This window comes from Thermoplasmatales archaeon (assembly GCA_026127925.1).
Lineage (GTDB): Archaea > Thermoplasmatota > Thermoplasmata > Thermoplasmatales > Thermoplasmataceae > JAKAYB01.
This window is the reverse complement of record JAJSLM010000001.1, coordinates 194,775-220,777: the sequence shown is the minus strand read 5'-3', so window position 1 is coordinate 220,777 and position 26,003 is coordinate 194,775. Positions and strand designations below refer to the sequence as shown.

Annotated in this window: 26 protein-coding genes and 2 tRNA genes; 14 read left to right on the top strand and 14 right to left on the bottom strand. The window is 41.9% G+C overall.

Annotated features, from left to right (window positions below):
* The first annotated feature begins 41 nt into the window (after nucleotides 1-41).
* The 5 genes from LVQ96_01115 (at nucleotide 42) to LVQ96_01095 (ending at nucleotide 3,798) form a co-directional block, all read left to right on the top strand.
* Nucleotides 42-1,328 carry a cobyrinate a,c-diamide synthase gene (locus LVQ96_01115; protein MCW6169755.1) on the top strand — a complete coding sequence of 429 codons (1,287 nt, stop codon included), beginning with the start codon at nucleotides 42-44 and terminating at the stop codon, nucleotides 1,326-1,328.
* A 67-nt stretch (nucleotides 1,329-1,395) separates the two neighbouring features.
* Nucleotides 1,396-2,682 carry a histidine--tRNA ligase gene (gene hisS / locus LVQ96_01110; GenBank protein ID MCW6169754.1) on the top strand — a complete coding sequence of 429 codons (1,287 nt, stop codon included), beginning with the start codon at nucleotides 1,396-1,398 and terminating at the stop codon, nucleotides 2,680-2,682.
* 155 nt (nucleotides 2,683-2,837) lie between these two features.
* Nucleotides 2,838-3,416: an exosome complex RNA-binding protein Csl4 gene (locus LVQ96_01105; protein ID MCW6169753.1), complete on the top strand. Its 579-nt coding sequence runs from the start codon at nucleotides 2,838-2,840 to the stop codon at nucleotides 3,414-3,416.
* Nucleotides 3,413-3,571 carry a hypothetical protein gene (locus LVQ96_01100; protein MCW6169752.1) on the top strand — a complete coding sequence of 53 codons (159 nt, stop codon included), beginning with the start codon at nucleotides 3,413-3,415 and terminating at the stop codon, nucleotides 3,569-3,571. The genes LVQ96_01105 and LVQ96_01100 overlap by 4 nt, the downstream gene beginning before the upstream one ends.
* 11 nt (nucleotides 3,572-3,582) lie before the next feature.
* The gene (locus LVQ96_01095) at nucleotides 3,583-3,798 is read left to right on the top strand and encodes an RNA-binding protein (protein ID MCW6169751.1); all 216 of its coding nucleotides are present in this window, start codon (nucleotides 3,583-3,585) and stop codon (nucleotides 3,796-3,798) included.
* A 155-nt stretch (nucleotides 3,799-3,953) separates the two neighbouring features.
* Here LVQ96_01095 and LVQ96_01090 read toward each other — a convergent pair.
* The 8 genes from LVQ96_01090 to LVQ96_01055 all read right to left on the bottom strand — a co-directional run bounded on the left by LVQ96_01090 (nucleotide 3,954) and on the right by LVQ96_01055 (nucleotide 11,651).
* Nucleotides 3,954-4,025: transfer RNA gene (locus LVQ96_01090), tRNA-His, on the bottom strand.
* A gap of 60 nt (nucleotides 4,026-4,085) precedes the next feature.
* Nucleotides 4,086-4,694, bottom strand: coding sequence for an METTL5 family protein (locus LVQ96_01085; GenBank protein MCW6169750.1), 609 nt, complete (start codon nucleotides 4,692-4,694; stop codon nucleotides 4,086-4,088).
* Nucleotides 4,695-4,697: 3 nt separating this feature from the next.
* Nucleotides 4,698-5,021: a hypothetical protein gene (locus tag LVQ96_01080; GenBank protein MCW6169749.1), complete on the bottom strand. Its 324-nt coding sequence runs from the start codon at nucleotides 5,019-5,021 to the stop codon at nucleotides 4,698-4,700.
* Between the two features lie 162 nt (nucleotides 5,022-5,183).
* Nucleotides 5,184-6,098 (bottom strand): ornithine carbamoyltransferase, encoded by a 915-nt coding sequence (gene argF / locus LVQ96_01075; GenBank protein MCW6169748.1) that lies wholly within the window; start codon nucleotides 6,096-6,098, stop codon nucleotides 5,184-5,186.
* A gap of 5 nt (nucleotides 6,099-6,103) precedes the next feature.
* Complete coding sequence (gene sucD / locus LVQ96_01070; GenBank protein ID MCW6169747.1) at nucleotides 6,104-6,961, bottom strand: succinate--CoA ligase subunit alpha; 858 nt, start codon at nucleotides 6,959-6,961, stop codon at nucleotides 6,104-6,106.
* On the bottom strand, nucleotides 6,958-8,067 hold the full coding sequence (gene sucC, locus LVQ96_01065) for an ADP-forming succinate--CoA ligase subunit beta (GenBank protein ID MCW6169746.1): 1,110 nt from the start codon (nucleotides 8,065-8,067) through the stop codon (nucleotides 6,958-6,960). The genes sucD and sucC overlap by 4 nt, the downstream gene beginning before the upstream one ends.
* 188 nt (nucleotides 8,068-8,255) lie before the next feature.
* Nucleotides 8,256-9,908 carry a TCP-1/cpn60 chaperonin family protein gene (locus LVQ96_01060; protein MCW6169745.1) on the bottom strand — a complete coding sequence of 551 codons (1,653 nt, stop codon included), beginning with the start codon at nucleotides 9,906-9,908 and terminating at the stop codon, nucleotides 8,256-8,258.
* 168 nt (nucleotides 9,909-10,076) lie between these two features.
* Entirely contained in the window at nucleotides 10,077-11,651 is a 1,575-nt protein-coding gene (locus LVQ96_01055) for an FAD-dependent thymidylate synthase (protein MCW6169744.1), read from the bottom strand.
* A gap of 95 nt (nucleotides 11,652-11,746) precedes the next feature.
* Here LVQ96_01055 and LVQ96_01050 point away from each other — a divergent pair, with 95 nt between their 5' ends.
* Entirely contained in the window at nucleotides 11,747-12,229 is a 483-nt protein-coding gene (locus LVQ96_01050; GenBank protein MCW6169743.1) for a DUF2250 domain-containing protein, read from the top strand.
* Between the two features lie 27 nt (nucleotides 12,230-12,256).
* Here LVQ96_01050 and LVQ96_01045 read toward each other — a convergent pair whose 3' ends face one another.
* Both LVQ96_01045 and LVQ96_01040 read right to left on the bottom strand, forming a co-directional pair.
* Entirely contained in the window at nucleotides 12,257-12,751 is a 495-nt protein-coding gene (locus tag LVQ96_01045) for a Zn-ribbon domain-containing OB-fold protein (protein ID MCW6169742.1), read from the bottom strand.
* Nucleotides 12,751-14,010, bottom strand: a complete 1,260-nt coding sequence (locus LVQ96_01040; GenBank protein MCW6169741.1) for a thiolase domain-containing protein — start codon at nucleotides 14,008-14,010, stop codon at nucleotides 12,751-12,753. Before LVQ96_01040 ends, LVQ96_01045 begins: the two co-directional genes overlap by 1 nt.
* Nucleotides 14,011-14,325: 315 nt before the next feature.
* Here LVQ96_01040 and LVQ96_01035 point away from each other — a divergent pair, with 315 nt between their 5' ends.
* Nucleotides 14,326-15,168: an NAD(P)H-binding protein gene (locus LVQ96_01035; GenBank protein ID MCW6169740.1), complete on the top strand. Its 843-nt coding sequence runs from the start codon at nucleotides 14,326-14,328 to the stop codon at nucleotides 15,166-15,168.
* Here LVQ96_01035 and LVQ96_01030 read toward each other — a convergent pair.
* Both LVQ96_01030 and LVQ96_01025 read right to left on the bottom strand, forming a co-directional pair.
* Nucleotides 15,158-15,643: a DUF1940 domain-containing protein gene (locus tag LVQ96_01030; protein ID MCW6169739.1), complete on the bottom strand. Its 486-nt coding sequence runs from the start codon at nucleotides 15,641-15,643 to the stop codon at nucleotides 15,158-15,160. The genes LVQ96_01035 and LVQ96_01030 overlap by 11 nt on opposite strands.
* 22 nt (nucleotides 15,644-15,665) lie before the next feature.
* Nucleotides 15,666-15,738 (bottom strand) — tRNA-Gln (locus LVQ96_01025).
* Nucleotides 15,739-15,858: 120 nt separating this feature from the next.
* Between LVQ96_01025 and glnA the strand changes: the two genes are divergently transcribed.
* Nucleotides 15,859-17,193 (top strand): type I glutamate--ammonia ligase, encoded by a 1,335-nt coding sequence (gene glnA / locus LVQ96_01020; GenBank protein MCW6169738.1) that lies wholly within the window; start codon nucleotides 15,859-15,861, stop codon nucleotides 17,191-17,193.
* A gap of 136 nt (nucleotides 17,194-17,329) precedes the next feature.
* Here glnA and LVQ96_01015 read toward each other — a convergent pair whose 3' ends face one another.
* Nucleotides 17,330-19,699, bottom strand: coding sequence for a valine--tRNA ligase (locus LVQ96_01015; protein ID MCW6169737.1), 2,370 nt, complete (start codon nucleotides 19,697-19,699; stop codon nucleotides 17,330-17,332).
* A 245-nt stretch (nucleotides 19,700-19,944) separates the two neighbouring features.
* On the opposite strand from LVQ96_01015, the gene LVQ96_01010 reads away from it, so the two are divergent.
* From LVQ96_01010 to LVQ96_00985, 6 genes are all read left to right on the top strand, one after another.
* On the top strand, nucleotides 19,945-20,424 hold the full coding sequence (locus tag LVQ96_01010; protein ID MCW6169736.1) for a hypothetical protein: 480 nt from the start codon (nucleotides 19,945-19,947) through the stop codon (nucleotides 20,422-20,424).
* A gap of 69 nt (nucleotides 20,425-20,493) precedes the next feature.
* The gene (locus LVQ96_01005; GenBank protein MCW6169735.1) at nucleotides 20,494-20,925 is read left to right on the top strand and encodes a hypothetical protein; all 432 of its coding nucleotides are present in this window, start codon (nucleotides 20,494-20,496) and stop codon (nucleotides 20,923-20,925) included.
* A gap of 2 nt (nucleotides 20,926-20,927) precedes the next feature.
* Complete coding sequence (locus LVQ96_01000) at nucleotides 20,928-21,722, top strand: D-tyrosyl-tRNA(Tyr) deacylase (protein MCW6169734.1); 795 nt, start codon at nucleotides 20,928-20,930, stop codon at nucleotides 21,720-21,722.
* 334 nt (nucleotides 21,723-22,056) lie between these two features.
* Nucleotides 22,057-23,022, top strand: coding sequence for a pyridoxal-phosphate dependent enzyme (locus LVQ96_00995; GenBank protein ID MCW6169733.1), 966 nt, complete (start codon nucleotides 22,057-22,059; stop codon nucleotides 23,020-23,022).
* Nucleotides 23,007-24,035 carry a DUF1611 domain-containing protein gene (locus tag LVQ96_00990; protein MCW6169732.1) on the top strand — a complete coding sequence of 343 codons (1,029 nt, stop codon included), beginning with the start codon at nucleotides 23,007-23,009 and terminating at the stop codon, nucleotides 24,033-24,035. The genes LVQ96_00995 and LVQ96_00990 overlap by 16 nt, the downstream gene beginning before the upstream one ends.
* A gap of 5 nt (nucleotides 24,036-24,040) precedes the next feature.
* On the top strand, nucleotides 24,041-25,471 hold the full coding sequence (locus LVQ96_00985; GenBank protein MCW6169731.1) for a metal-binding protein: 1,431 nt from the start codon (nucleotides 24,041-24,043) through the stop codon (nucleotides 25,469-25,471).
* Here LVQ96_00985 and LVQ96_00980 read toward each other — a convergent pair.
* Nucleotides 25,449-25,949, bottom strand: a complete 501-nt coding sequence (locus LVQ96_00980) for a DUF367 family protein (GenBank protein ID MCW6169730.1) — start codon at nucleotides 25,947-25,949, stop codon at nucleotides 25,449-25,451. The genes LVQ96_00985 and LVQ96_00980 overlap by 23 nt on opposite strands.
* Nucleotides 25,950-26,003: the final 54 nt, after the last annotated feature.

Here is a 26,003-nt window from a genome sequence, read left to right as displayed (position 1 = left end):
GAAAGAATAAAGATTTAATTAAAACTGTTATCCGGCACATAATGAGAGTAGTAGGGATCACGGCTCCATCTACGGATTCTGGAAAAACAACAGTAACGTTAGCGATTCTGAGCAAACTGAAGAATTCTACCGGCGTAAAAATAGGCCCGGACTACATAGACGGCGGGATATCTTCAAAATTGACAGGAAATAGAACCTGGAATATGGACCGATGGATCCAAGGCAGGAACTACGTTAATATACTTCCGTCTCTGGCCAATAATTTCGACTATGCAGTGGTTGAGGGCGTAATGGGTATGTATGATTCCGGCACACAGATAGATCTTAGCACCCATTATTATTTTGAAAAGCTGAAGATCCCGTATATACTTGTCGTGGACATCAGTAAGCTTGCAGAATCAGCTTATTACATTGCTAGTGGTTTCATCCATAAATCGAACATAGGTGTTATACTGAATAAATACAGTTCGGACAAACACTTAGAGATGGTATCCAGAGAGTTTAAAAAACACGGCGCTAGAATAATAGGGGCCATCCCTAACGATAAAGAATATTCTATTCCTCAAAGACATCTTGGCTTGTACACGTCCCTTGAGATTGAAAATTTGAGAGGCATGGCAGAAAAAATCTCAAGAAATATAGATTTTTCCTTTATAGAGAAAGCAGGAACAATAAAATCCAGAAAGGCGAAAGTGAACTCAGACTCGCATGCATTGCAACGGAATGATCTTAAAATAGCCGTGGCACTTGATAAGGCTTTTAATTTTTATTATTCTGATTCTCTTTTCAAGCTTGAGGAACTTGGCAAGGTACAGTACTTTTCACCACTGAAGGGTGAATCACCTGATGACCCTGACTTTGTGTACCTCGGCGGGGGGTACCCAGAACTCTACGCAGATGAACTATCGAGCAATAACAAGGTTTCGGAGTTTCTAAAAAACCATTCTGAATCAGGAAAGCCAATTCTTGCTGAATGTGGAGGCCTGATGTACCTTGAGAAGGAGATGGTTACAGACAAAGGGAACCTAAGGATGGTTGGTGTCTTCGATGGCAAAGTTAACAAGAATTCCAAGCTAACTTTGGGCTATACAAAACTTAAAAGCAAGAAATCCTCGATTCTGTTCAGGAAAGGTGATCTGGTTTACGGCCATGAGTTCCATTACAGTACCATTTCCGATGATTCTGAAAAAGTCTTAACAAATATACTGGGGAGGGGGATATCTGGTGAGGATGGGATTCAGGTACACAACACGCTTGGAACATATTCTCATTTTTCTCTCTCAAGATACTTCAAAAGGCTCTATCGCCTAATCCTTGAGAATAAATGAAAGAGATAGTCAGCCTATCTCTTACGAGAATAGGACTGTTTATATTTGATTCTCCATTTATCCCCCAATGGGATTCGAGCACCTTAAAGGTTTCAGAGACATATTTCCGGAAGATGCACAGGTAAGGCTTGAATTATTCAGTAAGATGGAGGATGTGGCCTCAAGATTCGGTTTTGCGCCTATCGAGTACCCAAGCGTAGAACCACTTGATCTGTTCAGGATAAAGTCCGGAGACGAGTTGGTAAAACAGACTTTTTCATTCAAAGACAAGGGTGGAAGGGAAGTAACACTGATCCCAGAGGCAACTCCATCCACGGTCAGGTTACTTACCTCCAGGAAAGAGATCTCTAAGCCCGTAAGATGGTACAGTATGCCAAAACTGTGGAGATATGAAGAACCACAATCTGGAAGGCTACGAGAGCACGTACAGTTTAATGCGGATATTTTCGGTTCTGATTCTATTTACGCAGATGCAGAAATCATTGGGCTCGCGGCAAATATCCTTGATGATCTTGGCCTGAATGAGGAATACGAGATCAGGCTAAATGACCGGAATTTGATGAATAATATACTGAGTAGCCTCGGAATCTCAAACGCTCCAGCTACTCTTTCTATCATAGACCATTACGGGAAGGTGGAAAATGATACCCTTCTATCGGAGCTTAGTGATCAGGGAATAGATGACGAGCAAGCTGAATCGGTAATTAAGCTCCTAGAGAAAAACCTGAATCCACCCGATCTTATGGACTTTCTCTCTTCACTGATCTTCATGGATGATAAAACCGTGGAGAATGTTAATCGCCTGGAAGATACCTACGCCTTGATTAAAAAGTATACAAGTACAAGAATTGTTGTGAGTCTTTCCACAGTCAGGGGTCTCGGTTATTATACCGGTATCGTCTTTGAAGGCTTCGATAAGAAAGGAGAATTAAGAGCTATCTTTGGAGGCGGGCGATATGATAACCTTTCAAATCTTTTGTCTGAACAAAGCATCCCTGCCGTAGGATTCGGAATGGGCGATGCTGTGCTTGAGATTCTCATGAAAAGAACAGGCAAATGGAAATCCGAACCGAAAAGAAAAAGGTACGCCGTCTGCTGTACTACGAAAAAACTGGCGGATCGTTGCATAGATCTTACTATGGAGCTAAGAGATTCAGGCGCCTCTGCAATATCGGACCTGAACGGTAGGAGCCTTTCGGCTCAGTTGAAGAATGCTTCATCAAATAACTGTGACTATGCGGTTATAATTGGCGAGAAAGACATAAGGTCTGGAGATGTAACGTTAAGGACCCTTAAAACGGGCGAGCAGTCTCAAATCTCAATAGAAAAGTTACTCAAGGCTGTAAGAGGATAATCACAATTGGGATTTGTTTTGGCTCTCTCCGCTCCGTTGGTTAATGCGCAAAAAAGAATAATAATGATCATCTTTGATCACCGAAAACATAAAGAAAGTTTAATTAGAATGGTTTTACTTTGCTCTTTATCTCATAAATTTTAAGATTGATCAAGATGGATAAAAAAGAAAGAAAAATAGTGATACCCGGTGAAGAAATAGCTACTACAGAAGAGTACGTTCCGGGAAGGAATACCTATGAAGATCATGGCAAGATTATCTCGCTCATTTACGGATTTCTCGACATTAGCGAAAGAGATCTCACAGTTTCAGTTTTATCGATAAAGACCAAACCGAAGATTTTTGTTGGTGCCATCGTGTATGGAAGGGTTGTAGAAGTTGAGAGGGGGAGAGCGGTTATCGAGGTGTCCGTAATGGTCGATAAGGATCATAATCTAGTGGAATACGTTGCCATAGGGCGTGCCGATCTTCCAAGACAGAAGGAAAGCGACAGGGATTCCGGAATGATGATCGGCGACCTTGTAAGAGGAAAAGTCATAGGAATCTATAAATCGGAATTGAAGATAGGGTTGCTCGGTAAGAATCTCGGAGTGCTTAAAACAATATGCCCGAAATGCAGGACAACCATGATACGGAAGGGCTCCGTGCTATTTTGCCCAAACTGTGAAAGAACGGAATCTAGAAGAGTAGCCGAGGACTACGGGGATATCGTGCCAGAAGGTGTAGTGAGATGAAAAATGATGTTAACAGGATAAAGGACGTGGAGAAATTATCAAACGAAGTTGACTCCATGAGGAAAGAACTGAATGACATGAAAGAGGTTCTTAGAGGATTAATCCAAGTTATAATGAGCAGGGACGATAACCAAGACATGGACGATTACAATTGAGGTCTGAATAAATGATAATGCCAATGAAGGTTCTGGAAGAAAATTTGAACAAGCACGTTGCGTTACTACTGAAGGACAATAGAGTTCTGGATGGTGTCCTGACAGGGTATGATGACTATATGAATATGGTTCTAGATGAGGTGGAAGAGGCAGGCGAAGAATCCACAAAGAAACTTGGAACTGTTATAGTCCGGGGCAGTAACGTAGTTCGCATCGTTCCAAAATAATTTACCAGTTTTATTTCTATGCAGAAAAATTTTGATAAAGACATATAAAATGATCTGAGAAACCCGGAGATTGATTAATTTTCCCCTGAGTTCTCATTCAAATTTTACCGTTCTTAAATTGATAACTTATGAAAACTGAATAAATATTGTTTATAGGCCGGGTCCGGGAATTGAACCCGGGTCCGGGGATCCACAGTCCCCAAGGATACCCACTACCCCACCCCGGCCATGCTTGCCCCTAATTGATCAGAAACTAATTATTATTTCTGCTCACCTCACGCAAAAATCTATGGATGATCCACCGTTAAGGTAAAGACAACACAGTCTACTTTTGCCCGATCCATTGTGTGATGTTTGTAAATCCTTGGAACAGTTATTGCTGTCTTGTATTTTCTAATTATCTCACCATGTGCCTTATAGAATTTTTCCACGTATTCCGAAGACTTAGAGTTGTGAATTGAATAGATCACTCCAGCCGATTCAACCGCTTTTTTTAGGAATTTTCTATCGGAATGCGTCATCACTGATCCGAATGGCGGGTTCATTATTACCGTATCTACTGGTGAATTAAATTTTGAGACATCTTCATTCAATATTTCTATATTCAATCCTTTCGCATTTTCCTTCAAGACTTCAACCAGAGTTGGATCCGATTCAACTGCATATACTTTCTTAGCTCCTAACAGAGCAGCTCCGACAGCAAAAATCCCATTTCCAGATCCAAGATCAGCAACCATCTTTTCTTCAATGTTCCCATCCAGATACGCGGTGTTCAAAATGTTGGAAGCGACGATCGTATCAGTTGGGTACTGTTCAAGGTCAATGCGATAAGCCCTATTCCCCTTTAGCTTCTGAAGAAATATTTCAAGCTCTTTCTTTGATCTTATTTCCTGCATAATTTATTTTTCTGGGTTGCCGATAGCGAGGTCAATAATCAATCTTGCCTCGGATGCTGATTCCTCTCTGGATAAACCTCTAGAGATCAAAAGTTTCTCAATCTTCCTTGTCGCTCTTTGCCGTCTCCAGGTCCCTCTTTCGTGTGCTGCAAGAACGATATATTCAGCGACTTCGCGATCGATATTTATTCCAAAACGTTCCCTTATTTTGAGTTGCCATACAGGTACAAGAATATTGGGTATATCCCTGAGATTATCTGAGTTTCTACGTGCCTCTATGATGCTGTTAATGTCCTTAGAATCCCTGACACGTTTTGGGAATACCATGCTCTTTCATTCTCTCATGTTAGATAAAGCTTTTTGTGACGCAAGGTCAAATGTGAAAAATCTCATTCATTTTTGACGGCTAGAACTGGGTCCATAAATTATTCCATTGAACATATAATATTATAACTGAATGTTAAAAAAAAATAATGGAAAATATCAGAATCAGACTGATAAAAGGGAACTTATCACCGCTTTGGATGAATGTAGCCTGTATTCTGCTTCATCGAATATTACGCTATGCACCCCGTCTGCTATCTCTGCCGAAACCTCAAGACCTCTGTGTGCCGGGAGGCAGTGCATGAATATGTAATTTTTATCTGCATGCTCGCAGAGATCAGAATTCACCTGGTACGGCATGAATAACCTTTCCCTGGCCTCCCTCTCTTTTTCTTCGCCCATGGAGACCCAAACGTCCGTGTATATTACGTCTGCACCTTCAACTGCTTTAACTGGATCCTCGAGAATTTCTATCTTTGACTTAGTTTCCCTTGCAATCTTTAGAGCTGCATCAAGCAGACTCTGATTTGGCCCATATCCTTTTGGTCTGGCTACGGAGATGTCAGTTCCGAGGATAGCTGAAGCAAGGATAAGGGAATTACTCATGTTGTTGCCGTCCCCGACATAACTGAATTTTAAGTTATTTGTTCTTCCTTTCTTTTCAAGAATGGTTGCGAAATCTGCCACTATTTGCAGAGGGTGTTCAAGATCATCGAGAGCGTTGATCACCGGAACGGACGATGAACGAGCGAGTTCGACCATTTTCTCATGTGAAAAGGCCCTATAAGATATGACATCAACGAGTCTCGACAGGACCTTGCCGGTGTCTTCCACAGTTTCTCCTCGCCCAAGCTGCATGTCATTAGGATTCAAGTATATGGCATAACCTCCCATCTGTACCATTGCAGTCTCAAGAGACGTCCTTGTCCTCGTGCTAGGCTTTTCAAAAATCATGCCAAGAACTTTGTTCTGCATGCCTTCAACAGGTGTATAACGATCTCGCTTAAACCTAACAGACTTGGCTACAAGATCTCCCAGATCATCCTTCATGTCCAGTACAGAAAGCACATCTTTCATCATTTAGATCACTTCAGAAGATCAGGGACGTTCACAGGATACTCTGCAACCGGCACACCTGCACTTTCGAAGGCTTTGATCTTTGATTCTGCTGTGCCTACGCCTTTCTCTATTATCGCTCCTGCATGCCCCATCCTCTTTCCTGGAGGCGCACTCCTACCCGTGATATACGCTACAACCTTTTTACTCACATGTGCTTTTATATACTCGGCTGCCCGTTCTTCATTGTTTCCGCCTATCTCTCCTACTAGCACAATTTTCTTTGTAGCCTCATCCTTCTCAAACATCTTCAGGACATCAACAAAGGTTAGCCCTACAACAGGATCTCCACCCAGACCTATAACAACACTCTCTCCAAAACCGGCATGGGTAATTGAATAAACTATCTCGTACGTTAGCGTTCCGCTTCTTGATGCAACGGCAACATCGCCACTCCGGAATATCTGGTTTGGCATGATACCTATCTTACACTGTCCGGGAACCGTTATACCTGGACCGTTAGGACCAAGAACTGTGATCCCTCTGTGAGAAGCTTCATGAACGATCTCCATTGTGTCATGGAATGGGACATGCTCGGTCAGGATGTAGACGATCTTTATCCCCTGATCTATTGCTTCAAAGGCAGCATCCTTAACGAATGGGGCAGCAACAGATACCATGGTAGCATCGGGGTGCTGCGACATCGCATCAGATACCGAATCGAAAACTGGAACATTATTCTGGAACATAGTTCCGCCTTTTCCTGGAGACGTGCCACCTACGAGTTTGGTTCCAAATTTTAACATCTCCCCTGCATGAAAAGCACCCTGATGACCCGTAATACCCTGTACAATTACCCTTGTGTCTTTATTGACTAAAACGCTCATTCTATCTCACCTGTCCTCTTAACTACCTGCTCTATAGCAGGCATCATCATTGAAAATGGCTCAATTCCGTTTCGTTTAAGTATCTCTCTGGCCTCATCCTCGTGTACTCCGCTAAGTCGCACAACTATGGGTTTCATGATGTTGAACTTTTCTTTTGCGGCAACGATTCCGTTGGCAACGGTATCAGCTTTTGTTACACCACCGAATATATTGACAAGTATTGATTTAGGATTAGCTTTCAGGACCAGTTCGAAGGCTTCAACAACAATGTCAACGCTATCCGTGCCACCAAGATCAAGGAAATTTCTTGGTTTACCCTTATGAAGAGTTAACGCATCCATTGTTGCCATCGTCAATCCGGCACCGTTTGCAATGACACCGATGTCACCGTCGAGTTCCACGAAAGCATATCCCTTTGACTGTGCCTCCAGCTCTAGAGGTGTTTTCTCCGGGTCGATGACGTTTATGTCCTTGTGCCTGAACATAGAATCGCTGTCCATGATAACTTTTGCATCTGCTGCAATAAGCTTTCCATCTGCCGTCTCCACCAATGGATTGATCTCAACAAGCTCACAGTCCTCCTCATTAAAAACTGTGAAAAGCTTCGACAGTATCGCCTTGAATTGAGGACCGAGCTTCGAGTCTAAACCCATAAATTTTACAGCCTCACGCCCAACATAGTCCGAATAACCCAAGAGAGGGTCTATCTTTCGCGTGAAGATCTTTTCCTTCGGGACAGATTCTATTTCTACGCCTCCCGACGAACTAGCAATAATAAATGGAGATCTCTCCGAGCGGTTCAGTGATATGCTGACATAGTATTCATGCTTGATGTTGAGCATATCTTCTATCAGAACTTTGGTTACGGATAGTCCTCTGATTTTTGATCCAAGAAGTTCGTGAACACCATCTTCGAGCTCCTTCTGATTTTTTGCAAATTTTATTCCTCCTGACTTGCCACGGCCACCAAGTAGTATCTGTGATTTTACAACAGATGGCCTTTCAAATTTCCTTAAATCGGATTCCTTTTCTACGACATAACTGTCCGGTACCGGTATACCATATCTCCGAAATATATCCTTACCCATGTATTCATAAAGATTCAATATGTCACCATCTACGAGATATCTGGATATTACTAAAATCTTCGGAGAATTGATTGCTACTTCAGGCCATCAGAAATCACAGTAATTCTTTGAGAAAAATATAAGGGAAATATTAGAAAAAGAGGCTTCAGAAGGATATATATGTTATGTACACTATAATTATTCGCATTTGGAAAAAAAAAGGGATATCAGTATGGTGGCATTCCACCCATACCACCCATGCCGCCCATTCCACCAGGTCCACCGGGTGCTCCACCTTCGGGCCCAGACGATTTCTTACTGGCTACCACATCGTCTATTCTTAGAATCATGGTGGATACTTCTACCGCACTCTCGACAGCCTGTCTTTTGACCCGGAGTGGATCGTAGACACCAAGCTTTTCCATGTCGCCGATTTCATTGTTGTTGATGTCTATTCCTGCAGTAACCTGTCCCTTATCGTGGGCCGCTTTTAGCTTTATGAGCGTGTTTATTGGATCCATACCTGCATTTTCCGCCAGAGTCCTAGGTATGATTTCAAGTGCCTTGGCAAATGCCTCAATTGCAAGCTGCTCCCTTCCCCCAACGGTATTTGCGAAGTTCCTCATCTTCATGGCGAGCTCAGCTTCAATGGCGCCTCCACCTGGAAGATGCTTGCCATCCTCTTTCGTTATTGCAACGACTCTTATGGCATCGTTTAGAGAACGCTCTATCTCAGATATTACATGCTCCGTTCCACCACGTATGAGAATACTAACAGCCTTTGGATTTGCGCATCCGGTAATGAATGTCATCCTGTCATCGCCTATCTTCTTCTCTTCTACCTTTTCGGCGCTTCCAAGAGCAGATTCGGTAAGATCATCGAGGTTGGTTATAATCTTGGCACCTGTTGCTTTTGACAGTTTTTCCATGTCGCTTTTCTTGACCCTGCGAACACCGTATATTCCTTCTTTTGCGAGATAATGCTGAGCTAGGTCATCGATGCCTTTCTGGCACAGAACCACGTTTGCACCGCTCTTCTTGACCTTGTCCACCATTGTCTTAAAGGTCTCAGATTCCTGGCTCAGGAAATCCTGAATCTTTGATGGATCGGTTATCTGGACTTTAGCCTCAATCTCGGTCTTCTTTATCTCGAGTGCAGAATCTATCAAAGCAATTTTCGCCCCTTTTACAACCGAAGGCATCTTAGAATGAACTTTTTCCTTATCGATTACTAGACCGTTGATATACTCGGTGTCGTCGACGCTGCCACCGTTTTTCTTATCTACTTTTATATTAGCGGGATCTACAATGATCTTCCCGTCGCGATCCTCAGCGACTGCATTGACTGCTTTCACGACAAGGTCTGCAAGGAAATCACTTGAGAGACCGATATTCTTACCAGAAAGTGCAGTAGTTGCTATCTTCCTGAGTGTTTCGTCGTCTCTTGAACCGATAGCGGTTTTTTCCATTACTTTCTCAACTTCATTTGCGGCTAATCTGAATCCGTTCGTTATCACTGTGGAGTGAACTCCCTGGTCCAGAAGTACGTCCGCCTGCTTGAGAAGTTCTCCAGCGAACACAACAGCAGTTGTTGTTCCGTCACCGACAGCCATGTCCTGCGACTTGGCAACCTCGACAATCATCTTCGCAGTTGGATGATCAACATCCATTTCTTTTAATATAGTAGCACCATCATTCGAAATTATTATATCGCCAATAGAGTCCACAAGCATCTTATCCATGCCTTTTGGACCGAGTGTCGTTCTGATTGCATCAGCGATTGCCTTGGCTGCTTCTATGTTGTTCTTCTGTGCATTTTTTCCCTGTTCTCTTTGTGTACCTTCCTTTAAAATTAAGATTGGCGTTTGACCACCTAACATTTGTTTCACCTTTCCTTACAGCTAAATATGTTCTTCTATATAAATATTTGTGGTTTATCTTTAGATACCGATTTTGTCAAAATGACGCAATTTCTGAGAACTTTAATAGTACAGGCATTGTGAACAACAGCAAATAGATATTTAGGAAAATTAGAGCATAGTTTAGTTTCACTGATTCGAAACGTCCCGCAATTTCCTTATAGATCTCTGTTCTGATGTTAGTCTTCCAAGGCTGTAGCTGGAAAAATCAACAAACTTGAAAAGGGGCTTGAAGATTGGATGAACATTTTCAACGGAATGACATATATCCATAGCAACGTGTCTCAGATCTTCGTGAGCCTGCGGAGTAGACCGTAACTCGCAAAAGTATACGAGCTCACGCAGATCAGCTTCTACGCTAATAGGATAATGGTAGGCAAATGGTACACAATACTGCGCAATCTCCGGGCCAGATTCCATTCTCAACCTCTCATTAAGCTCTTTTGCGTTTTCCATCAGTTCCATGAAGCGATCGGAAAATTCCCCATTCCTGAAGAATGTGGGAGTATCATATCCATGATTGCATGAAAGGTACTGTCTTACGATGCTTAAAAATCTGTGTCGTTGCATGTCCCTGAAAGCTCCATAGTTGGTATTCACCTCAAAGAGGTATCTTGCAATTTCAAATTCCCTCGGAAGTTTATCTCTCCTGTTTTTTCTGAGATTCGCAATCTGGTTGTATATCGATTCTATACGCCTCATATCCATTGTGCTGAACTCCGAGATGGCATCAGTAAAAGGCTTATCCTGCATTTTAAACGCAATCACTGCTGCCACACGTCTCGCCACGTGATCCTGGGATTCAAAAGAGGCGAGTTTTACCAGAGGATCGATCTTTCCCGAGCTTTTAATCTGCGGTATGTTTATTGTCTTAAGGGATGATACATAATTTATTGTGGATTCACCATGGCTATTCACAGCAGAATCTATCAGGTTTGGAAACTCTGACTCCAGTTCTGCATAAAGAGAAGAGGCTACACGCTGGTATTCTGGCAACTGTGATGATTTCAATTTCTGAATAAGGTTGACGTAGGATCGGGCATTCCCGGATATTCCTATGTTTGTTAGCGTTGAAGCGGGCAGGAGATACCTAAGATCGTCAAGTGCCCGTGCCCTCAGGGCACTTTCATAAGACTTCTTAGAATCTTCAAAATCGTCACCTTTAAGATCCTTGATCTGTATGTTGCTCCCGTTATCATCCGTGAATGAAAGTGTCTCGATGGGAAATTTCTTCCTGTAAAATTCAATGGCAGATGAATAGGCTGCTGAATAGAGATCGAACAAGGAATTGCATAGAGATTCGTACTGTTCGTGAAACTTATCTGGTATGCCTATGCTTTTGCCATCTGCAAAAAGGTATCTTCCATTGACTTTCTTGTCGTACCGAACATACCTGGACGATTTCTCAAGAAAAGATAGCCCTACACGCAGTTCCTCAGCGGTTTTCGAAAGCACATTTGAAACACCCTGGACAGCGACCTGCGCAGTCACGAGCTCTGAAACGGATTCGTCTCCGTATTCCAGGAATACTTTTTTGTAAAAATTCTTTCCGCGGTCTTCGTTACCAATGAATTCCTTTCGATATACATCGCGTATATCGAGATTGGAAGTACGGCTGTATCGGGAAAGCAATGCTCCTCTGTCAATCATCTTTTCAAGTTTCACAATGAAAACATCTTTGTCTTCGTTCGAGAATTCTGACACAAAAGATCATAACTAAGAACCTAAATTATCTTTTGCATTAGCAAAATTTCCATAATGCGCGTAACCATACAGTATCGTTGGCAAATCTGAGGGACATGGATCCGAAAATTAGGGAACTTGCTGAAGATTACAGGCTCACTGCTGTGCTCCGCCATATGTCTGTAGCTAAAGTAGACTACGCAAAGAATGTGAGGAAATACACAGAAATACCACTCATCGCTGTCAATACGTATTTGGAAATTCTCCTTAAATATAGATACCTTACGCATTACACAAACACTTCGATCAAGAGGAGCTCGGCAAAATTAAAGAAGAGTGCCGAAGTCCACAAACACCACACATACTACGAAATCACTCGCGAAGGTGAAATTGCACTTAAGAGTTTGACACCACTCGTTTATTTGAAATTACTCGATTCTACGAACCTTGAGAATTTGCTTTATTTTAGAAAATTAGGTTCCAGTAGAGATCCTAAACTCTCAAAAATGGGCCTATTGGATAAAGAAAACAACATAACCAACTTAGGCAGGGATATCCTTGAAGAAGCTTGCAGAAAAAAATTGATAGATTGTAGGTAGAGTATTTTAACCTACACTTATCTAAGATTATTTCTCAACGACTGGAACAAAATACACATCGGTGGGACTGAATTTTTGTATTCTCTTAAACTTTGCTTTTACTTTCATGCCTACATATATGTCTTCCTGCGAAGCTCCTATGAGCCTCGACATAAAGAGGGAGTCAACGCCTTCGAATTCCACCATTACGAGATTAAACGGTGTCTCAGGAAGGAATTCTTCGCTTCCGAAATAGCAGGTGGTGAATGAATGGACCTTCCCCTCATTTGGAAGCTCAAACCATTCTGTTTCTGCACCACACATCATGCAATGACTCCTGGGCGTTGCATATTTGTATCCGCATTTCTTGCATTTGCTTCCCATCAGTTTCTTTTTTCCGAGTGCTCTAAAGAATTCAGAATCTTGAGCGTAGCTGTGTATGTAATCTATTTCATAGTGGGATTTAACTGTAAGAGGATCCGTGTTGTACACCTCTGTCCCGTTCTGGGTTTCTGGCATTTTTGCATTAGGATCGATTGTCATTATACCGCCTCCATAACTGTAGCAGTCACATACGTTCCTGTACCCGCATGACTGTGAATAAGGCCACGCTTGGCATTATTGACCTGGAGATAATCGTCTTTAAAATGCTTGTTTATGGTGTGCTGCAGCTGCCAAAACATGAATACACTCTGCATTATTCCGGTTGCTCCAACCGGATGACCGCAGGCCAGCAAACCTCCAGATGGATTCACGGCAACCTTACCGTTTAGTTCAGATTTTCCTTCCTCTACAAATTTGCCGCCTTCCCCGTACTTGCATAATCCTAGATCTTCATACGTCTGTATCTCGGACGAGGTATAGGCATCATGAAGCTCTATAACGTCAAGTTCTTCCAATGGATCAGTTATTCCCGCGCCCTTGTAAGCTTCTATAGCCGCCGTCCTGCCGGCCCTGAATGAATGGATTCCTGGATATTTCAGATCACGATAATCCGATTCTTTCTCGTTTGGGAGGAGCGGCACCTTTCCAAACGGCCTATCAGAGAGACGCATGGTATCTGTTCCGGTTCCTATGCTTTTTATCAGCACGGGATGGTCTGTTAGCTCAAACGCCTTTTCTTCAGAGGCGAGGATTGAAACTGCTGCACCATCAGACATTGTACAGACATCCAGTCTGGTCAAAGGATAAGATACCATCGGAGAATTACGAACCATATCTACCGTCAGATCCATTGGACTTTGGGAGTAAGGGTTGTGTTTCGCGTTTTTGTGATTTTTGATTGATACTTTTGCCAGTTGTTCTACCGTTGTCCCGAACTCGTGCATATGCCTCACGGCCATCATAGCGTAATACCCGGTGTAGAAACCACCCACTGGATAGTCAAAGTTTGTGTCGCTGGCAAGGGCTATAAACTCATTTCCCTTCCATGTATTCACGTGAGACATGCTTTCGAAACCAAAAACCGCACATGTATTCATCCTACCGGACGCTATTTCCTCATATCCTGTCTGGAAAGCAAGTCCTCCGGTCGCTCCGCCACCTTCAATCCTCTTACTCGGTTTCGGAGTTAGGCCCAGATAATCCTGAACCATAATCCCGGCCATAAGCTGCCTCTGGAAATGGTCCGAAAAATAAGAGGCGACAGAACCATCTATCTCTGAAAGTGGCATGTTAATATCATTCATTGCGTAATCAAAAGCTTTTTTAACCCTGAGACGAAAATCCATTTCAGGGGTGGCCTTTGCGAACTTTGTCACACCTCCACTCACCATGTAAACATTCTTTGACTTATCTTTCATGCTAATCGTTCTTTAATTATTACAACACATAATTAAGTTTCCGTGAAGCTATGTTAAATTTACATTAGTGATTTTAAACCGTGTTCTTTCCTTGCATGCGTAATACGTCTCCCACCTTCTAAATTTAGCTTTTCTCAAGTTTTGAATTTCATCAAGAGCTAACGTGTGCGCTTGTTTCATGGTTAAAAAATTAAGATACCAATCTTAGAAGAAAATGTTCAAATTTGCTATGAAATAGCGATCATGGGTTAACAGGAAAATAAAATGAGAATTGTATGCAAAAAAATTTTAACGTCTTCGCTCTCATAAGGAAGAATGAAAGTAGTAATAATTGGTGGCTCAGGATACATAGGGCGTAACATTGCAAAATACATTCAGGCAGATAGTGTTACCTCTTATTCTAGAAGTGAAAATGCAGAACTGAAAAGTGCAGGTATTCAGTGGATTGAGGGAAGCATAACAGAAGCAGATAAACTCAACAGTGCTTTAAACGGTGCGGATATGATCATTGTATCCGTTAGAACTGAGAAAGAGGATGGTAGCAATTTATTTGATACATTTGTAAATGGGATAAAGAATGTCGTTGGCATTATAAAAAAGAACGACACTGATCAGAGACTTGTCTTCATTTCCTCGATTAATGTTCATTATGGGGCTTCGGAATTTTTCAGGATCAGAGGCCTGGTAGAAGATAATGTTTCTTTGGTGAAGAACCACCTTAATGTGAGACCTTCCATCGTATTCGGAAACGGTGACGTATTCACGGAAAACCTTTTTAGACTTGCCTCAACAGGCATCTCGAGGCTCCCTATCGGTGGACCACTTGCTCCAATTCATGTTAAGGATCTTGTTACTGTAATCCAGTCAGCAAAAGACACTAAAGGGGCGATTGATGCGAATTCCAACGATAAAATTACCTTTGCTGATGCTGCCAATCTGGCGTTTGAAAAGCTAGGAAAAAGAAAAAGAAGTATCGCCGAGGGCAAGTTTTGGTTAAAGAGGAGTATTGCATCAATAGAGAATACAAACATATTCGAGAAAGAGGAAGTACATCGACTTCTCCTGAACTATTACAGAGAAGACACTTATCTGTATAGATTCGTTAAGAATCCCATATCGTTCTCAGATTACATTAAAAACTACGAAATCAAAGCATGACGTGCCCTATCGCCTCACGATAGGTAAATACACTCAGTTTTGATAGGTACTTTAAAAGATAGTCCGGGATTATCTCCTTAAATAATGGATCATCACGTGCCTTTATCAGATACCCAAGTGCCTCAGACATGTGTGAATGGCTGCTTAACAAGAATGAAGCGCGTTCATCGCCGGAACTTAATTTGGACTTAAGATCAAGCCATACATTGTCGGCATGATTCAGCATCTTTCTCTGTTGATCTGGAAGTTTTGAATCTGGATCTGACAGAAGGCTGTAAAGAGTGTCCAACATATCAAGTATCTGCCTTGTTTCATTGAGTCGAATACCCTTAGATATAGCGAGGCCTAGATCCGCCTCTGCAAGCTTCATCTCCAACTGGTAAAACAATATTGGGTGATCCACTCTTATCTTCTGATCGACGTACTCCGTCATGACCATCGAGAAATCTTCTTCATCCGTCCCAGCATCCGGCATTTAGTTTCTTCATCAATCCCTATAGCCCCGAGCAGATTCGAACTGCTGTCAACGGGTCCAGAGCCCGCTATGCTTGGCCACTACACCACGGGGCTATACCTGCAGTCATAACAAGAATGCTTTTAACACTTTTCCAAAGAAAGATGTTCTAATCGATTAATAAATTCGAAAAAGAGCAAGCAATATTTATAAAGGGATCGAAGATTCGCTTTAGCATGGCAGATGAAATTAATACCATGCTTGAAAAGATAAAGAAGGATAATATTGAGTTCCTGCAGTTCCAGTTTGTGGACCTGCTTGGATCGATGAAGACCCTGACTGTACCAAGAAATAGGTTTGAGAACGCATTAACAGAAGGTGTGGTCTTTGATGGGAGCTCGGTTGCAGGCTTCGCACAGATAGAAGAATCTGACATGCGTGCACATCCGGATTTTTCTACATACACAGTTATACCGTTCACAGGAGATGGGGCCAAAGTCGCACGATTTGTATGCGATGTGTATATGCCTAGTGGTGATCGATTCCTTGGCGATCCTAGATTTGTGCTCCAAAAAACTGTCGACAAACTAAGAAGTAAAGGTATGGATTTTTTTGTGGGCCCAGAATTTGAGTTCTTCTTATTTAAGCGAGATTCAAGTGGTAATCCTACAGCGATCCCAAGCGACAATGCCGGATACTTTGACAACACGCCTGTGGATGCGGCAAATGAAATTCGCCAGGAAATACTTAAGCAGCTTTACGATCTTGGCTACCAGCCTGAAGCCGGACATCATGAAGTCGCAGCGGGTCAACAAGAGATTGATCTTCGTTATGCACCTGCTACACTGATGGCGGATCGAGTAGCCATGCTAAAATATATCATAAAGAATTCCGCCCAGAGACACGGACTTTACGCTACTTTTATGCCTAAGCCAATAAATGGGGTCAACGGAACAGGCATGCACGTACATCAGAGTATAATGAGCTCTGACGAGAAAACAAACATGTTCTTCGACGAAAACGGCAGGTTTGAACTAAGTGACCTGGCATATCATTACCTGGGAGGTATACTCAGCAACATAAACCAGGCATCAGCAGTTCTTGCATCCTGGGTAAATTCGTACAAGAGGCTTATTCCAGGCTATGAGGCTCCAGTGTATATATCCTGGGCAAATAAGAACAGATCTGCACTTGTCAGGATTCCCGCTGGTAGAGGCAACAGGAAGAGAATGGAATTGCGATGCCCAGACTCTGCTGGTAATCCCTATCTTCAGTTCGCCGCAATTCTTGCCATGGGGCTTGACGGCATAAATAGAAAGCTTGAACCACCTGATCCTGTAGAGAAAGACATATTCCACATGACACCGAAGGAAAAGGAACAGAACGGTATTCAATCCCTGCCAGAGAGCCTTGGAGAGGCCATACACCACTTTAAAAACAGCAAGCTGATGAAAGAGACATTTGGGGAGCATATCTTCGAGAACTTCCTTACTGTAAAGCAAAGGGAGTGGGATGCGTTTAGATCATATGTGACAACGTGGGAAATTGACAGGTATCTCTCCATACTCTAATTTTATGCGCGGAGAACCCTCAATTTTACAAAATTTTCACTTAAATTCGTCGGGCGTTTTATGTTGTTTAATTTATACAAAATGCCCATGTTTTTCTCTTCTTGAGAATGAGAGAAGAATAAAGAAAAACGGCGAATCAGCTTATAAAGGCATTCGTTTCTTGAGATGCTTTTCCATTTATTGACCCGATATTCATTATGATTCCGATAAAGCTTGAGTACTTTTCTATAAGTGAAAGATCCCCGAGTAGCGTTATGTTTTCTATTCGTGCGCTCATTGATAATTTCATCGAGGATTTGAGTGACCTTATCCTGGACAATATGTCAACGACGTAGTCCATCTCTTTTACTTCTTGATCGGTCTTCGCGTTTACGAAAGCTTTTGGAATGGATTCTTCGTGTATGCTTCTCTTTGCCTTAAGCGGCTGTGCCTCGTAAAGCTCTTCAGTAATAAAAGGAAGAATTGGTGCATATAGCGTTAGAATCTGCAGCATGCTTTTGTTGCAGGTGTAGACTATTTCGTCAGCGTAATCCTTTCCTATTTCACTTTCATTCTTGAGAAGAGCCTTGCTCATTTCCAGGTAATTGTCGCAGTATGTGTTCCAGAAGAAATTGTCCAGTTCGGAACGTGCCCTTGAAACCTGATATTCGTCCATGAGTGACCTGAACTTGAAAACGGTATCCCCTAGCCTGGACATCACCCATTTGTTCACAGGGAATTTCAGCTCTCTTTCTGAGTTTTCGATCTTCTTTATGCCTGTGAGCATATTAACTAATTTTGAGGCATTGTATAGCTTTATGATTATCTTTCTACCTCGGAGGAAGTCCTGTTCCTTCACGTGGGCATCGTCACCTGGAATTACAGTAGATGCCCAATATCTGACGACATCAGCACCGTACTGTTTCAAAAAGAACTCCGGGTCGACAATGTTCCCCTTGCTCTTGCTCATCTTCTTTCCTTCGGAATCGCTTACCATCCCGTTTATGTATATTTTATCCCACGGTATTTTGTTATAGTGATATTTCGATCTCAGGATTGTCGTAAAAGCCCAAAACGAGATTATATCATGGCCTTGGAACCTTGTATCGGCAGGATAAAGAAGGTCGAATAGCCCATAGGGTTCCGTTGAGAGTCTTGGGCTCAGAGAGGAGGTGGCCCATGTATCCATCACGTCTGTTTCTGGAACAATATCGCTAGAACCACAAGCATCACATTTTCTCTTCTTGTTATCAAACCTGGGATCAACAGGTAACTCATCCGGGCCAGCAAACAGCGTTTTTCCACATGAATTGCAGTACCATACAGGAAAAGGAATACCGAGAAATCTTTGCCTGGAAATACACCAATCCCATTTTAGTCCGTCAATCCAGTTAGTGAGCCTGGATCTCATGTGCTCAGGAATCCATGTGATCTGTGCCGAAAACTCCTTAAGCTCTTCCTTTGAGTCAAGGCACTTCACAAACCACTGCTTGCTTATTCCTATCTCCACAGGAGTATCGCATCGTTCATGGACATTGACACTGTGTTTAATCCGCTCTACCTTTTCAATCAGTCCCATTGATTCAAGCTTGGAAATCATGGCTTTCCTTGCTTCCTGGATTCCGAGACCTTCGAGGAATCCCGATTTCTCGTTCAAGTGACCGTTTTCAGTGAGTATCATCTTTGTGCCAAGAGAATATTTTCTCCACAGGTACACATCGTTTTGATCCCCAAATGTACAAAGCATCTCTGCGCCGGTTCCCTTGTCCATGGATATGCTTTCGTCCTCAATGATTGGAACCTCGTATGAATACAGTGGCACTTCGGTTTTTGATCCGATGAGGTGCTTGTATCTATCATCCATAGGATTTACCATCACGGCTACGCAAGCGGCAATCATTTCCGGCCTTGTCGTTGCTATTGTGATTTTTCCAAATTTTACATATACAAAATCTGTGTTTCTTTCCGAATCCTTCATCTCGATCTGGGAAATTGCGGTAAGGCACACAGGACACCTGATCACAGGGGCCTCCGTTCTGTAAGCTTTCTCTTTATTTATCAGATCAAGAAACATTAACTGCGATAGCCTTGTGGAAATTTCGGAAGATGTTATGTACGCGTCTTTGAAATTTGCACTTAGCCCAAGATCTATGTACACCTGAAGCATGGATTTCCTGGCTTTCTCCGCCTCCTGGTGGCAGAGATCAATAAAGTTTTTTTTGTCCATCTTTTCCCCTTTGATCCCCAAAGATTTTTCTGTGTATCTCTCCGTTGGAAGGCCGTTGTCGTCGAAACCAAATGGGTAATACACGTTATAGCCACACATCCGCTTGTACCTAGCTATGAAATCCTGCTGGGGATAGGAGAACGCATGGCCAAGATGTACCTTGCCGGAAACGGTTGGCGGAGGGGTATCGATGGAAAACCATTTCTCTCTTTCCTTGATTTTTGGATCGTATGAATATAGGTTATTCTCTGCCCAGAACTCTTTCCACTTTTTCTCTATAGCAAAAATGTCCAAATCCATTATGGTAGGTAATTTTGTTTTTGTTAAAACAGTTTCTATCGCTTTCTAACGAGCAAATGCTAAAAAGACCATTTACAATTATTCCCAGAGACAAATTCATAATTGAATGGCATAAGCGCATTGGTTTCATAAAATTGGGGTACATGTGAATTTGAAGAGAATATTTAGATGATAGAATAGATTAGCGATCATCTCCAGAAAAATGGTGACGGATAGTTTATTAACACACAATAATGTCAAGGTTGATGACAGCATCTAACCGCTTTCCAAAATTTCACTGTGTTATATCAAAGAAAGACGAGGAATTTGATTCTGACGTTGAGGCGTATTTCATCCAGCACAACGAAGTTCTTGCTTTCATTGCGCGTCTCATGAACCTGGATACCGCCTGGAAAGATAATTATAAGAAAATAGTAGAATACTTGAGGAATCTGGAAGATTCGCTGATAAACCTTAAAGAACCACCTTCTTACAAATTCCTGGTTGATATTTCGTCTGGGGAGGAGGAACTTGATAATGAATACGATCGTTTGCTCCGTGCAACAAACGAGAATGCTTCGCTTGCCTTCCATGCGGCAGTAAATGTTTCCAGATTAACCTATTGGTTTGTCAAACTGTCCAAGGACCCACTATACTCAGGTAGCTTCACTCTTGAGAGATACAATGGTCTTCCATTTCTCAAACTGGTCCTTTCGTACAGATCAATGATGCTTTCCAAACAATAGCTCGTTTACCTCTCTATCAGCAAAAGTTATTACTTAAAAGGCAATGACAATTTCATTCGGGTGTACAAAGTGGAAAAAGATGTGTCTAATATCCTGGAGATCGAACGCCAGTTGATAGATGAGTATGCAGAGATAGAAAAAAAGACAACCTTGTCGAACATTCGCTCTTTCGTTAATGCGTTCCGTCAGGCAAACTCAGAAATTGCTGATTCTGTAAAAATGGAGAAAAATCCAAACCCAGCATATGTTGTCGGAAATGTTGCCAAACCGATTCATTCTACCGAACACATGATTTCCAGAGCTGTGGATGTAGGCAGCCTGAGTTCAGTACTCCTTTTCCTCGCAAAAAGTGAGGATTATTCTGCAAAGGAAATTTCCAGAATCGTGAATAAAATAAACTTCCCACCCACTTTCCTAAAGAACATCGAAATTGAAAAAGAAAAACTAGCATCCAAGGCCGATCGCCTTTACCACGATCTTGTTGAAACAAAGATGTCTTGAATATGCAGGATTTTCATCTCATAATATCTTCCAATGCAGATGATGCAAGCAAGGTCATGGCTGATCACATATTGGAGAGTTTTTCTTTTGAAAAGAATACCGATGGCGTTTTGCACTATAAAGATTATATTATGGTGAGAATAGAAGAAAAACACCTTTTTATGAACGCTTTGCCCTCTGTTGTTTTGCCTTTGCAACCAAATATCAAAGATATAATTTTTCTCTCTAAACACTCTTCATCAGCGGATATAAAGTCTATAACAGTACATCCGACTGGTAATTTTTCTAGCGCTGACCTCGGAGGTCTCCCAGGAAAACTCTCTGAAAGCGATCCTGAGAAGATGTCATCTGCGCTCAGAGCAATGAAAGAGAGCTATTCCGGTGAATATTTTAGTGTAACATTTGAGGCTACACACCACGGCCCACTCCTCACGATCCCGAATTATTACATAGAGATAGGTACCTCGGAGAGAGAATGGACCCGTGGTGATGCGCTCGATTTGATTATGGAAGGAGTTTTCACAGAATCAAATAATTTCGATAACTTCGTTGGCATTGGAGGTGGCCACTACATGCCTAAAATAACAGAATATTTTTACAGGAATTCTCTTAATATGGGCCACATGATCTCCAAACATTCTCTCGAGGGTATTACTGAAGAACTGCTTAAACAAAGCGTAATGAAAACTAGAAATTGCAAAGGTTTTATAATGGACAAAAAAGGTACAAAATCCGTTGCAAAATCAATGGTAGAGAAGGTTGCTGACGAGCTTTCTCTAGAGATTATAAAAATCTGACGTCATTTTTCCGTCATTTTCAACTATATTTGCTTCATAATTTGCTGTAACGGCAGTTAAACCACAGTCTTGGCAACAAGAGGTTTGGAAAGTACCTAACAGTCAGGAACGACTGCCTACAAAGCGATTATTCGTCGATTTCCTAGTCGTAATTCTTAAAAATATATGCTTGCGGGATCTCCTTCTTTCGTATATTTCCTTGCAATTATCAGCTACCAATCGTGGTGAAATTCCAGAACAACCAACACATTTTGTCCTAATTCATAATAGGATATATTTATATATTGAGATTATCTTTCTTTCTTTAGCAGGCTAATAACCTGAGTGAAATTAAATGGAAGAAGTTGAGGAAGATAAACCTCCTGGTAGAACACCATTTTTAAGAATTGCCAAGCTAGAACGCGTCCTCAAATTAAAACGAATTTTTGTGAAATTTGAAGGCGCGGGGCCAACAGGTACCCAGAAAGACCGTATTGCCAGATTGCATGTCCTTAATGCAAAGAATGAGGGCTACGACACAATTTCACTTGCAACATGTGGAAATTATGGAGCCTCATTGTCTTATTTCGCCAGGGTTTATGGAATGAAATCGGTTATTGGAATTCCTGAATCATACACTGGAGATCGTAATGATGAGATTGTTTCCAACGGTTCAAGAGTATTGCAACTACCTGGAAGATACGAAGACGTTGTAGAAAACATGAGGGCCATAAGCAGGGAAGAAAACTGGTATGATTGCAGTCCTGGCTCTCCGAACTCCAAAATCGACATGGAAGGTTATGAACAGATTGCCTATGAGATCGTAGACGACCTTGACAAAAGCCCGAGCTATGTTTCGGTTCCTATGGGGAATGGAACAACAATATCGGGGATATTCTCAGGATTTTTGAAAATGTATAACAGAGGAATAATTGATACGCTGCCCAAGTTTGTGGGCTCAAGCACACCCTATGGAAATGCTATAGTGGCATCATGGAAGATGAACTCAAGAAAGATAATGGAGCTGGACCCAAGTGCAATCATCGAAACACCGACATCGGAACCACTTGTAAACTATAGATCTTACGATGGGCAGAAAGCTTTGGACTCTATATACATAACCAAGGGATTTGCATCCTACATATCGGACTCAGAAATGATTGCCTATTCAACTCTCCTGGAGAGATACGAAGGGCTATCGATTCTTCCGGCTTCTGCATCTTCCCTGGCCGCTGTTGACAAAGGAATAAGAAGGGGGAATAAGAACGAAGATGTGGTAGTTGTACTTACCGGGAGGGGAAAACTATGGACAACGCAGTGATCTTATCAGAGGGTGCATTTGGCACCATAGATGGAAAAACTGGAAATGGCTTAGTTAGATACACAACGAGGTATAAGGTTTCCTCGGTCATAGATTCAACAAGGGCTGGTAAGGATTCTGGTCAGGTTTTGAGTGGAAGGAGAAATGGTATACCAATAGTTTCAACAGTCGTGGAAGGTGTGGAGAAGGGTGCGAATACGCTAATTATTGGTGTAGCCACGGATGGCGGATTCCTGCCGCTGAACTATAGGAGTTATGTATCGGAGGCTCTCCAGAGAGGAATGAACGTAGTAAGCGGATTGCATGAATTCCTTAGCGATGACCCAGAATTTAAGGCAATTGCGGAGAAAAGTGGATCCAATATAGTTGATGTCAGGAAGATATTCCTCAACTGGAAGTACATGTTCACGGGAAAAATATTCAATGTAGAGTCTTTCAGAATCGCTGTTCTTGGCACGGATAGTGCGATAGGAAAGAGAACGACCGCAGTAATAGTAGCAAATAACTTCAAGAAGAAAGGAGTAAACGCTGTCATGCTTGGAACGGGCCAAACAGCTTGGATGCAGGGATTCAAACATACAACCGTTTTAGACTCGATGATCAATGATTTCGTCCCAGGAGGGTTGGAAAAGATCGCAGTCGATGCCTGGGAAGAAGAACATCCTGAAGTGATGGTTGTGGAAGGACAGGGATCGGTTCTTCACCCGGTATACCCGGGAAGTTTTGAGATAATAGGGGCCATCAGACCTGATGCCATAATATTGCAGCATGCACCCAAAAGGAAATACTTTGACGGCTTCCCGTCGATGAAGATCCCGGACCTCGAGAAATACATCAAGATACTTGAGCTTCTTTCTGAGAAAAAGGTCATAGCGATATCTCTGAACAGTGAGGGTATGACAAGAAGTGAAGTCAGGGAGGAGATCGCGAATCTTGAAAACCGCTTCGGAATACCGGTATTTGACCCGTTTGATTTCACTCCGTCGCTGATTCAGGAAATGTACGCACACTGAAATGGATGAGCTTCATAGACGTTATTTCTGAATTTGATAACATCACTATTTCTAACATTTCCTATGGAAAGAATACACTTTCCGGAATCGTCACATTAACAAGGAATGGGGAAGATATTCCATTTAACCTGAAGTTCAGGTACTCCGATGACGTCAGTTTGAATGAGAATCTTGGCGGCCTGATCATTACAATGCCTGCAATTAACTTTACACTCTTTGCTAAGAAACTTACTCTGGATTATCCCGTTTCAGATAATGACATGGAGGCGATCAAGAAGTTTGTAAGGATAAACAACAGAGACGTATTCATAAACAAGCTTGTACGAAGGAGATATGAATTCTTTAAATCAAACTATATCCCTACTGATTCGGACATAACATCAAGCAACATTGATGGAATCACGGAAGTTGTACGGACAGATTCCTTTATGGACACACATGCTCCTGAAACCATAGAAAACAATGTTGCGATTCTTTCCTCTGGGGGCAAAGAAAGCCTGCTTTCATATGGCATGCTCAGTGAAATAGGCGCGAACACTTTCGAGATATTCTTCAACGAATCTGGAGCGCACTGGATGACGGCAAAAACGGCTTATGATGATTTTACGGCAAAAAAGAGAAATGTAGAGAGGATTTGGTCTAATGTTGACCGATTTTATAGATTCTGCCTGAGGAATATGCAATCGATAAACCAGAATGTTATACAAAGGAAGACAGACACGTATCCGGTACAGCTTTTCATATTTCCAGTTTACGTGATGTCTTCACTGCCTATTATTGAAAAGAATAAGATCAGTGGCATTGTGATAGGTGATGAATTTGATGATCCCAGAGAGATGGGGGACTTTAAAGGATTCAAGCATTATTATGGTATATTTGATCAGTCAATAGACTTCAACCGAATTATGAGCTCATATCTCAATCATAAGGGATTCCAAACCAGCGTTTGGTCTGCGGTTTATCCCATAACAGCATCGGTTGTCGAAAATATACTAGTTAATCGATATCCAGATTTGTTTCGGCTTCAAAGATCGTGCCACTCATGCAGAAAAGTTGAAGGACTCATAAGACCTTGTGGAAATTGCAGCAAGTGCATGGGCGTGATGCTTTTTGTGAAGGCTGCTGGTGGGAATCTTTCTACCATAGGATATGATAATCTCAACAATGAAGAACTGCTCTCTAAAGTTTCCAAAGAAAGAATGAGACTTGATCCAGATGAACTTATTCTATTAGAGGAACGTCTTGGAAAGGAGCCAACAGACAATAAAGATCGCACACATATAGAATCTATACACATTCTTCCAGAGGAAAGTGAATCATTCTCTTTTGTGCCCGAGAATTTCAGGGATTCAATCCGAAAGATCATTTTTAGTTATACAAACGGAGAATATAGTTTAAGAAACAACGAATGGATCAAAAATAAGCCTCTTCAGTAGTGATTATTTCTCTTTCGGACCTGCATTTGGAATAGTCATCCAGTAATTCTTTATTCAAGGTATAGAAATTTGGTCCCCATTTGAACTTGTTAAGCAATCCTAAACCCAGATCGTGAAAACCGATTATGTACAGTGCTGCCGAAACTGCCTCTACAGATGAAAGTTTTTCCGGTTTTCCGTAATTCACTGGATTTACAGGTACGAGGATTGGAAGTTTTCTTGAAAAACGTAACCTCATTTTTTCTATAGAACTAATTTTATTCCAAGACCCATCAATAACTCCAAGACCATGCATGAGCACCAGATCCCTATCCCATGCCCCTAAGTACCTCTCAGAATACGGAGTTAGCGAAACGGCCTTTGAAATAATTGACATACTTGATTCTTTTGCTAAACCAAATCTTTTCAGTTTTCTCATCGTTGACTTTGATGGATCGTCCTCGTGCGTATAAAAAAATAGGATCTGCGGTTCCGCCATATCCTCTTACCGGCAAAACATGAATACCAAATAGAGTGATTAAGTTTTTCAGAA

What these genes read in the sequence shown, in the direction of transcription:
- LVQ96_01115 (MCW6169755.1), top strand. Translation starts at nt 42, where the DNA reads ATGAGAGTAGTAGGGATCACGGCTCCATCTACGGATTCTGGAAAAACA.
- hisS (MCW6169754.1), top strand. Translation starts at nt 1,396, where the DNA reads ATGGGATTCGAGCACCTTAAAGGTTTCAGAGACATATTTCCGGAAGAT.
- LVQ96_01105 (MCW6169753.1), top strand. Translation starts at nt 2,838, where the DNA reads ATGGATAAAAAAGAAAGAAAAATAGTGATACCCGGTGAAGAAATAGCT.
- LVQ96_01100 (MCW6169752.1), top strand. Translation starts at nt 3,413, where the DNA reads ATGAAAAATGATGTTAACAGGATAAAGGACGTGGAGAAATTATCAAAC.
- LVQ96_01095 (MCW6169751.1), top strand. Translation starts at nt 3,583, where the DNA reads ATGATAATGCCAATGAAGGTTCTGGAAGAAAATTTGAACAAGCACGTT.
- LVQ96_01085 (MCW6169750.1), bottom strand. Translation starts at nt 4,694, where the DNA reads ATGCAGGAAATAAGATCAAAGAAAGAGCTTGAAATATTTCTTCAGAAG.
- LVQ96_01080 (MCW6169749.1), bottom strand. Translation starts at nt 5,021, where the DNA reads ATGGTATTCCCAAAACGTGTCAGGGATTCTAAGGACATTAACAGCATC.
- argF (MCW6169748.1), bottom strand. Translation starts at nt 6,098, where the DNA reads ATGATGAAAGATGTGCTTTCTGTACTGGACATGAAGGATGATCTGGGA.
- sucD (MCW6169747.1), bottom strand. Translation starts at nt 6,961, where the DNA reads ATGAGCGTTTTAGTCAATAAAGACACAAGGGTAATTGTACAGGGTATT.
- LVQ96_01060 (MCW6169745.1), bottom strand. Translation starts at nt 9,908, where the DNA reads ATGTTAGGTGGTCAAACGCCAATCTTAATTTTAAAGGAAGGTACACAA.
- LVQ96_01050 (MCW6169743.1), top strand. Translation starts at nt 11,747, where the DNA reads ATGGATCCGAAAATTAGGGAACTTGCTGAAGATTACAGGCTCACTGCT.
- LVQ96_01045 (MCW6169742.1), bottom strand. Translation starts at nt 12,751, where the DNA reads ATGACAATCGATCCTAATGCAAAAATGCCAGAAACCCAGAACGGGACA.
- LVQ96_01040 (MCW6169741.1), bottom strand. Translation starts at nt 14,010, where the DNA reads ATGAAAGATAAGTCAAAGAATGTTTACATGGTGAGTGGAGGTGTGACA.
- LVQ96_01035 (MCW6169740.1), top strand. Translation starts at nt 14,326, where the DNA reads ATGAAAGTAGTAATAATTGGTGGCTCAGGATACATAGGGCGTAACATT.
- LVQ96_01030 (MCW6169739.1), bottom strand. Translation starts at nt 15,643, where the DNA reads ATGCCGGATGCTGGGACGGATGAAGAAGATTTCTCGATGGTCATGACG.
- glnA (MCW6169738.1), top strand. Translation starts at nt 15,859, where the DNA reads ATGGCAGATGAAATTAATACCATGCTTGAAAAGATAAAGAAGGATAAT.
- LVQ96_01015 (MCW6169737.1), bottom strand. Translation starts at nt 19,699, where the DNA reads ATGGATTTGGACATTTTTGCTATAGAGAAAAAGTGGAAAGAGTTCTGG.
- LVQ96_01010 (MCW6169736.1), top strand. Translation starts at nt 19,945, where the DNA reads ATGACAGCATCTAACCGCTTTCCAAAATTTCACTGTGTTATATCAAAG.
- LVQ96_01000 (MCW6169734.1), top strand. Translation starts at nt 20,928, where the DNA reads ATGCAGGATTTTCATCTCATAATATCTTCCAATGCAGATGATGCAAGC.
- LVQ96_00995 (MCW6169733.1), top strand. Translation starts at nt 22,057, where the DNA reads ATGGAAGAAGTTGAGGAAGATAAACCTCCTGGTAGAACACCATTTTTA.
- LVQ96_00990 (MCW6169732.1), top strand. Translation starts at nt 23,007, where the DNA reads ATGGACAACGCAGTGATCTTATCAGAGGGTGCATTTGGCACCATAGAT.
- LVQ96_00985 (MCW6169731.1), top strand. Translation starts at nt 24,041, where the DNA reads ATGAGCTTCATAGACGTTATTTCTGAATTTGATAACATCACTATTTCT.
- LVQ96_00980 (MCW6169730.1), bottom strand. Translation starts at nt 25,949, where the DNA reads ATGGCGGAACCGCAGATCCTATTTTTTTATACGCACGAGGACGATCCA.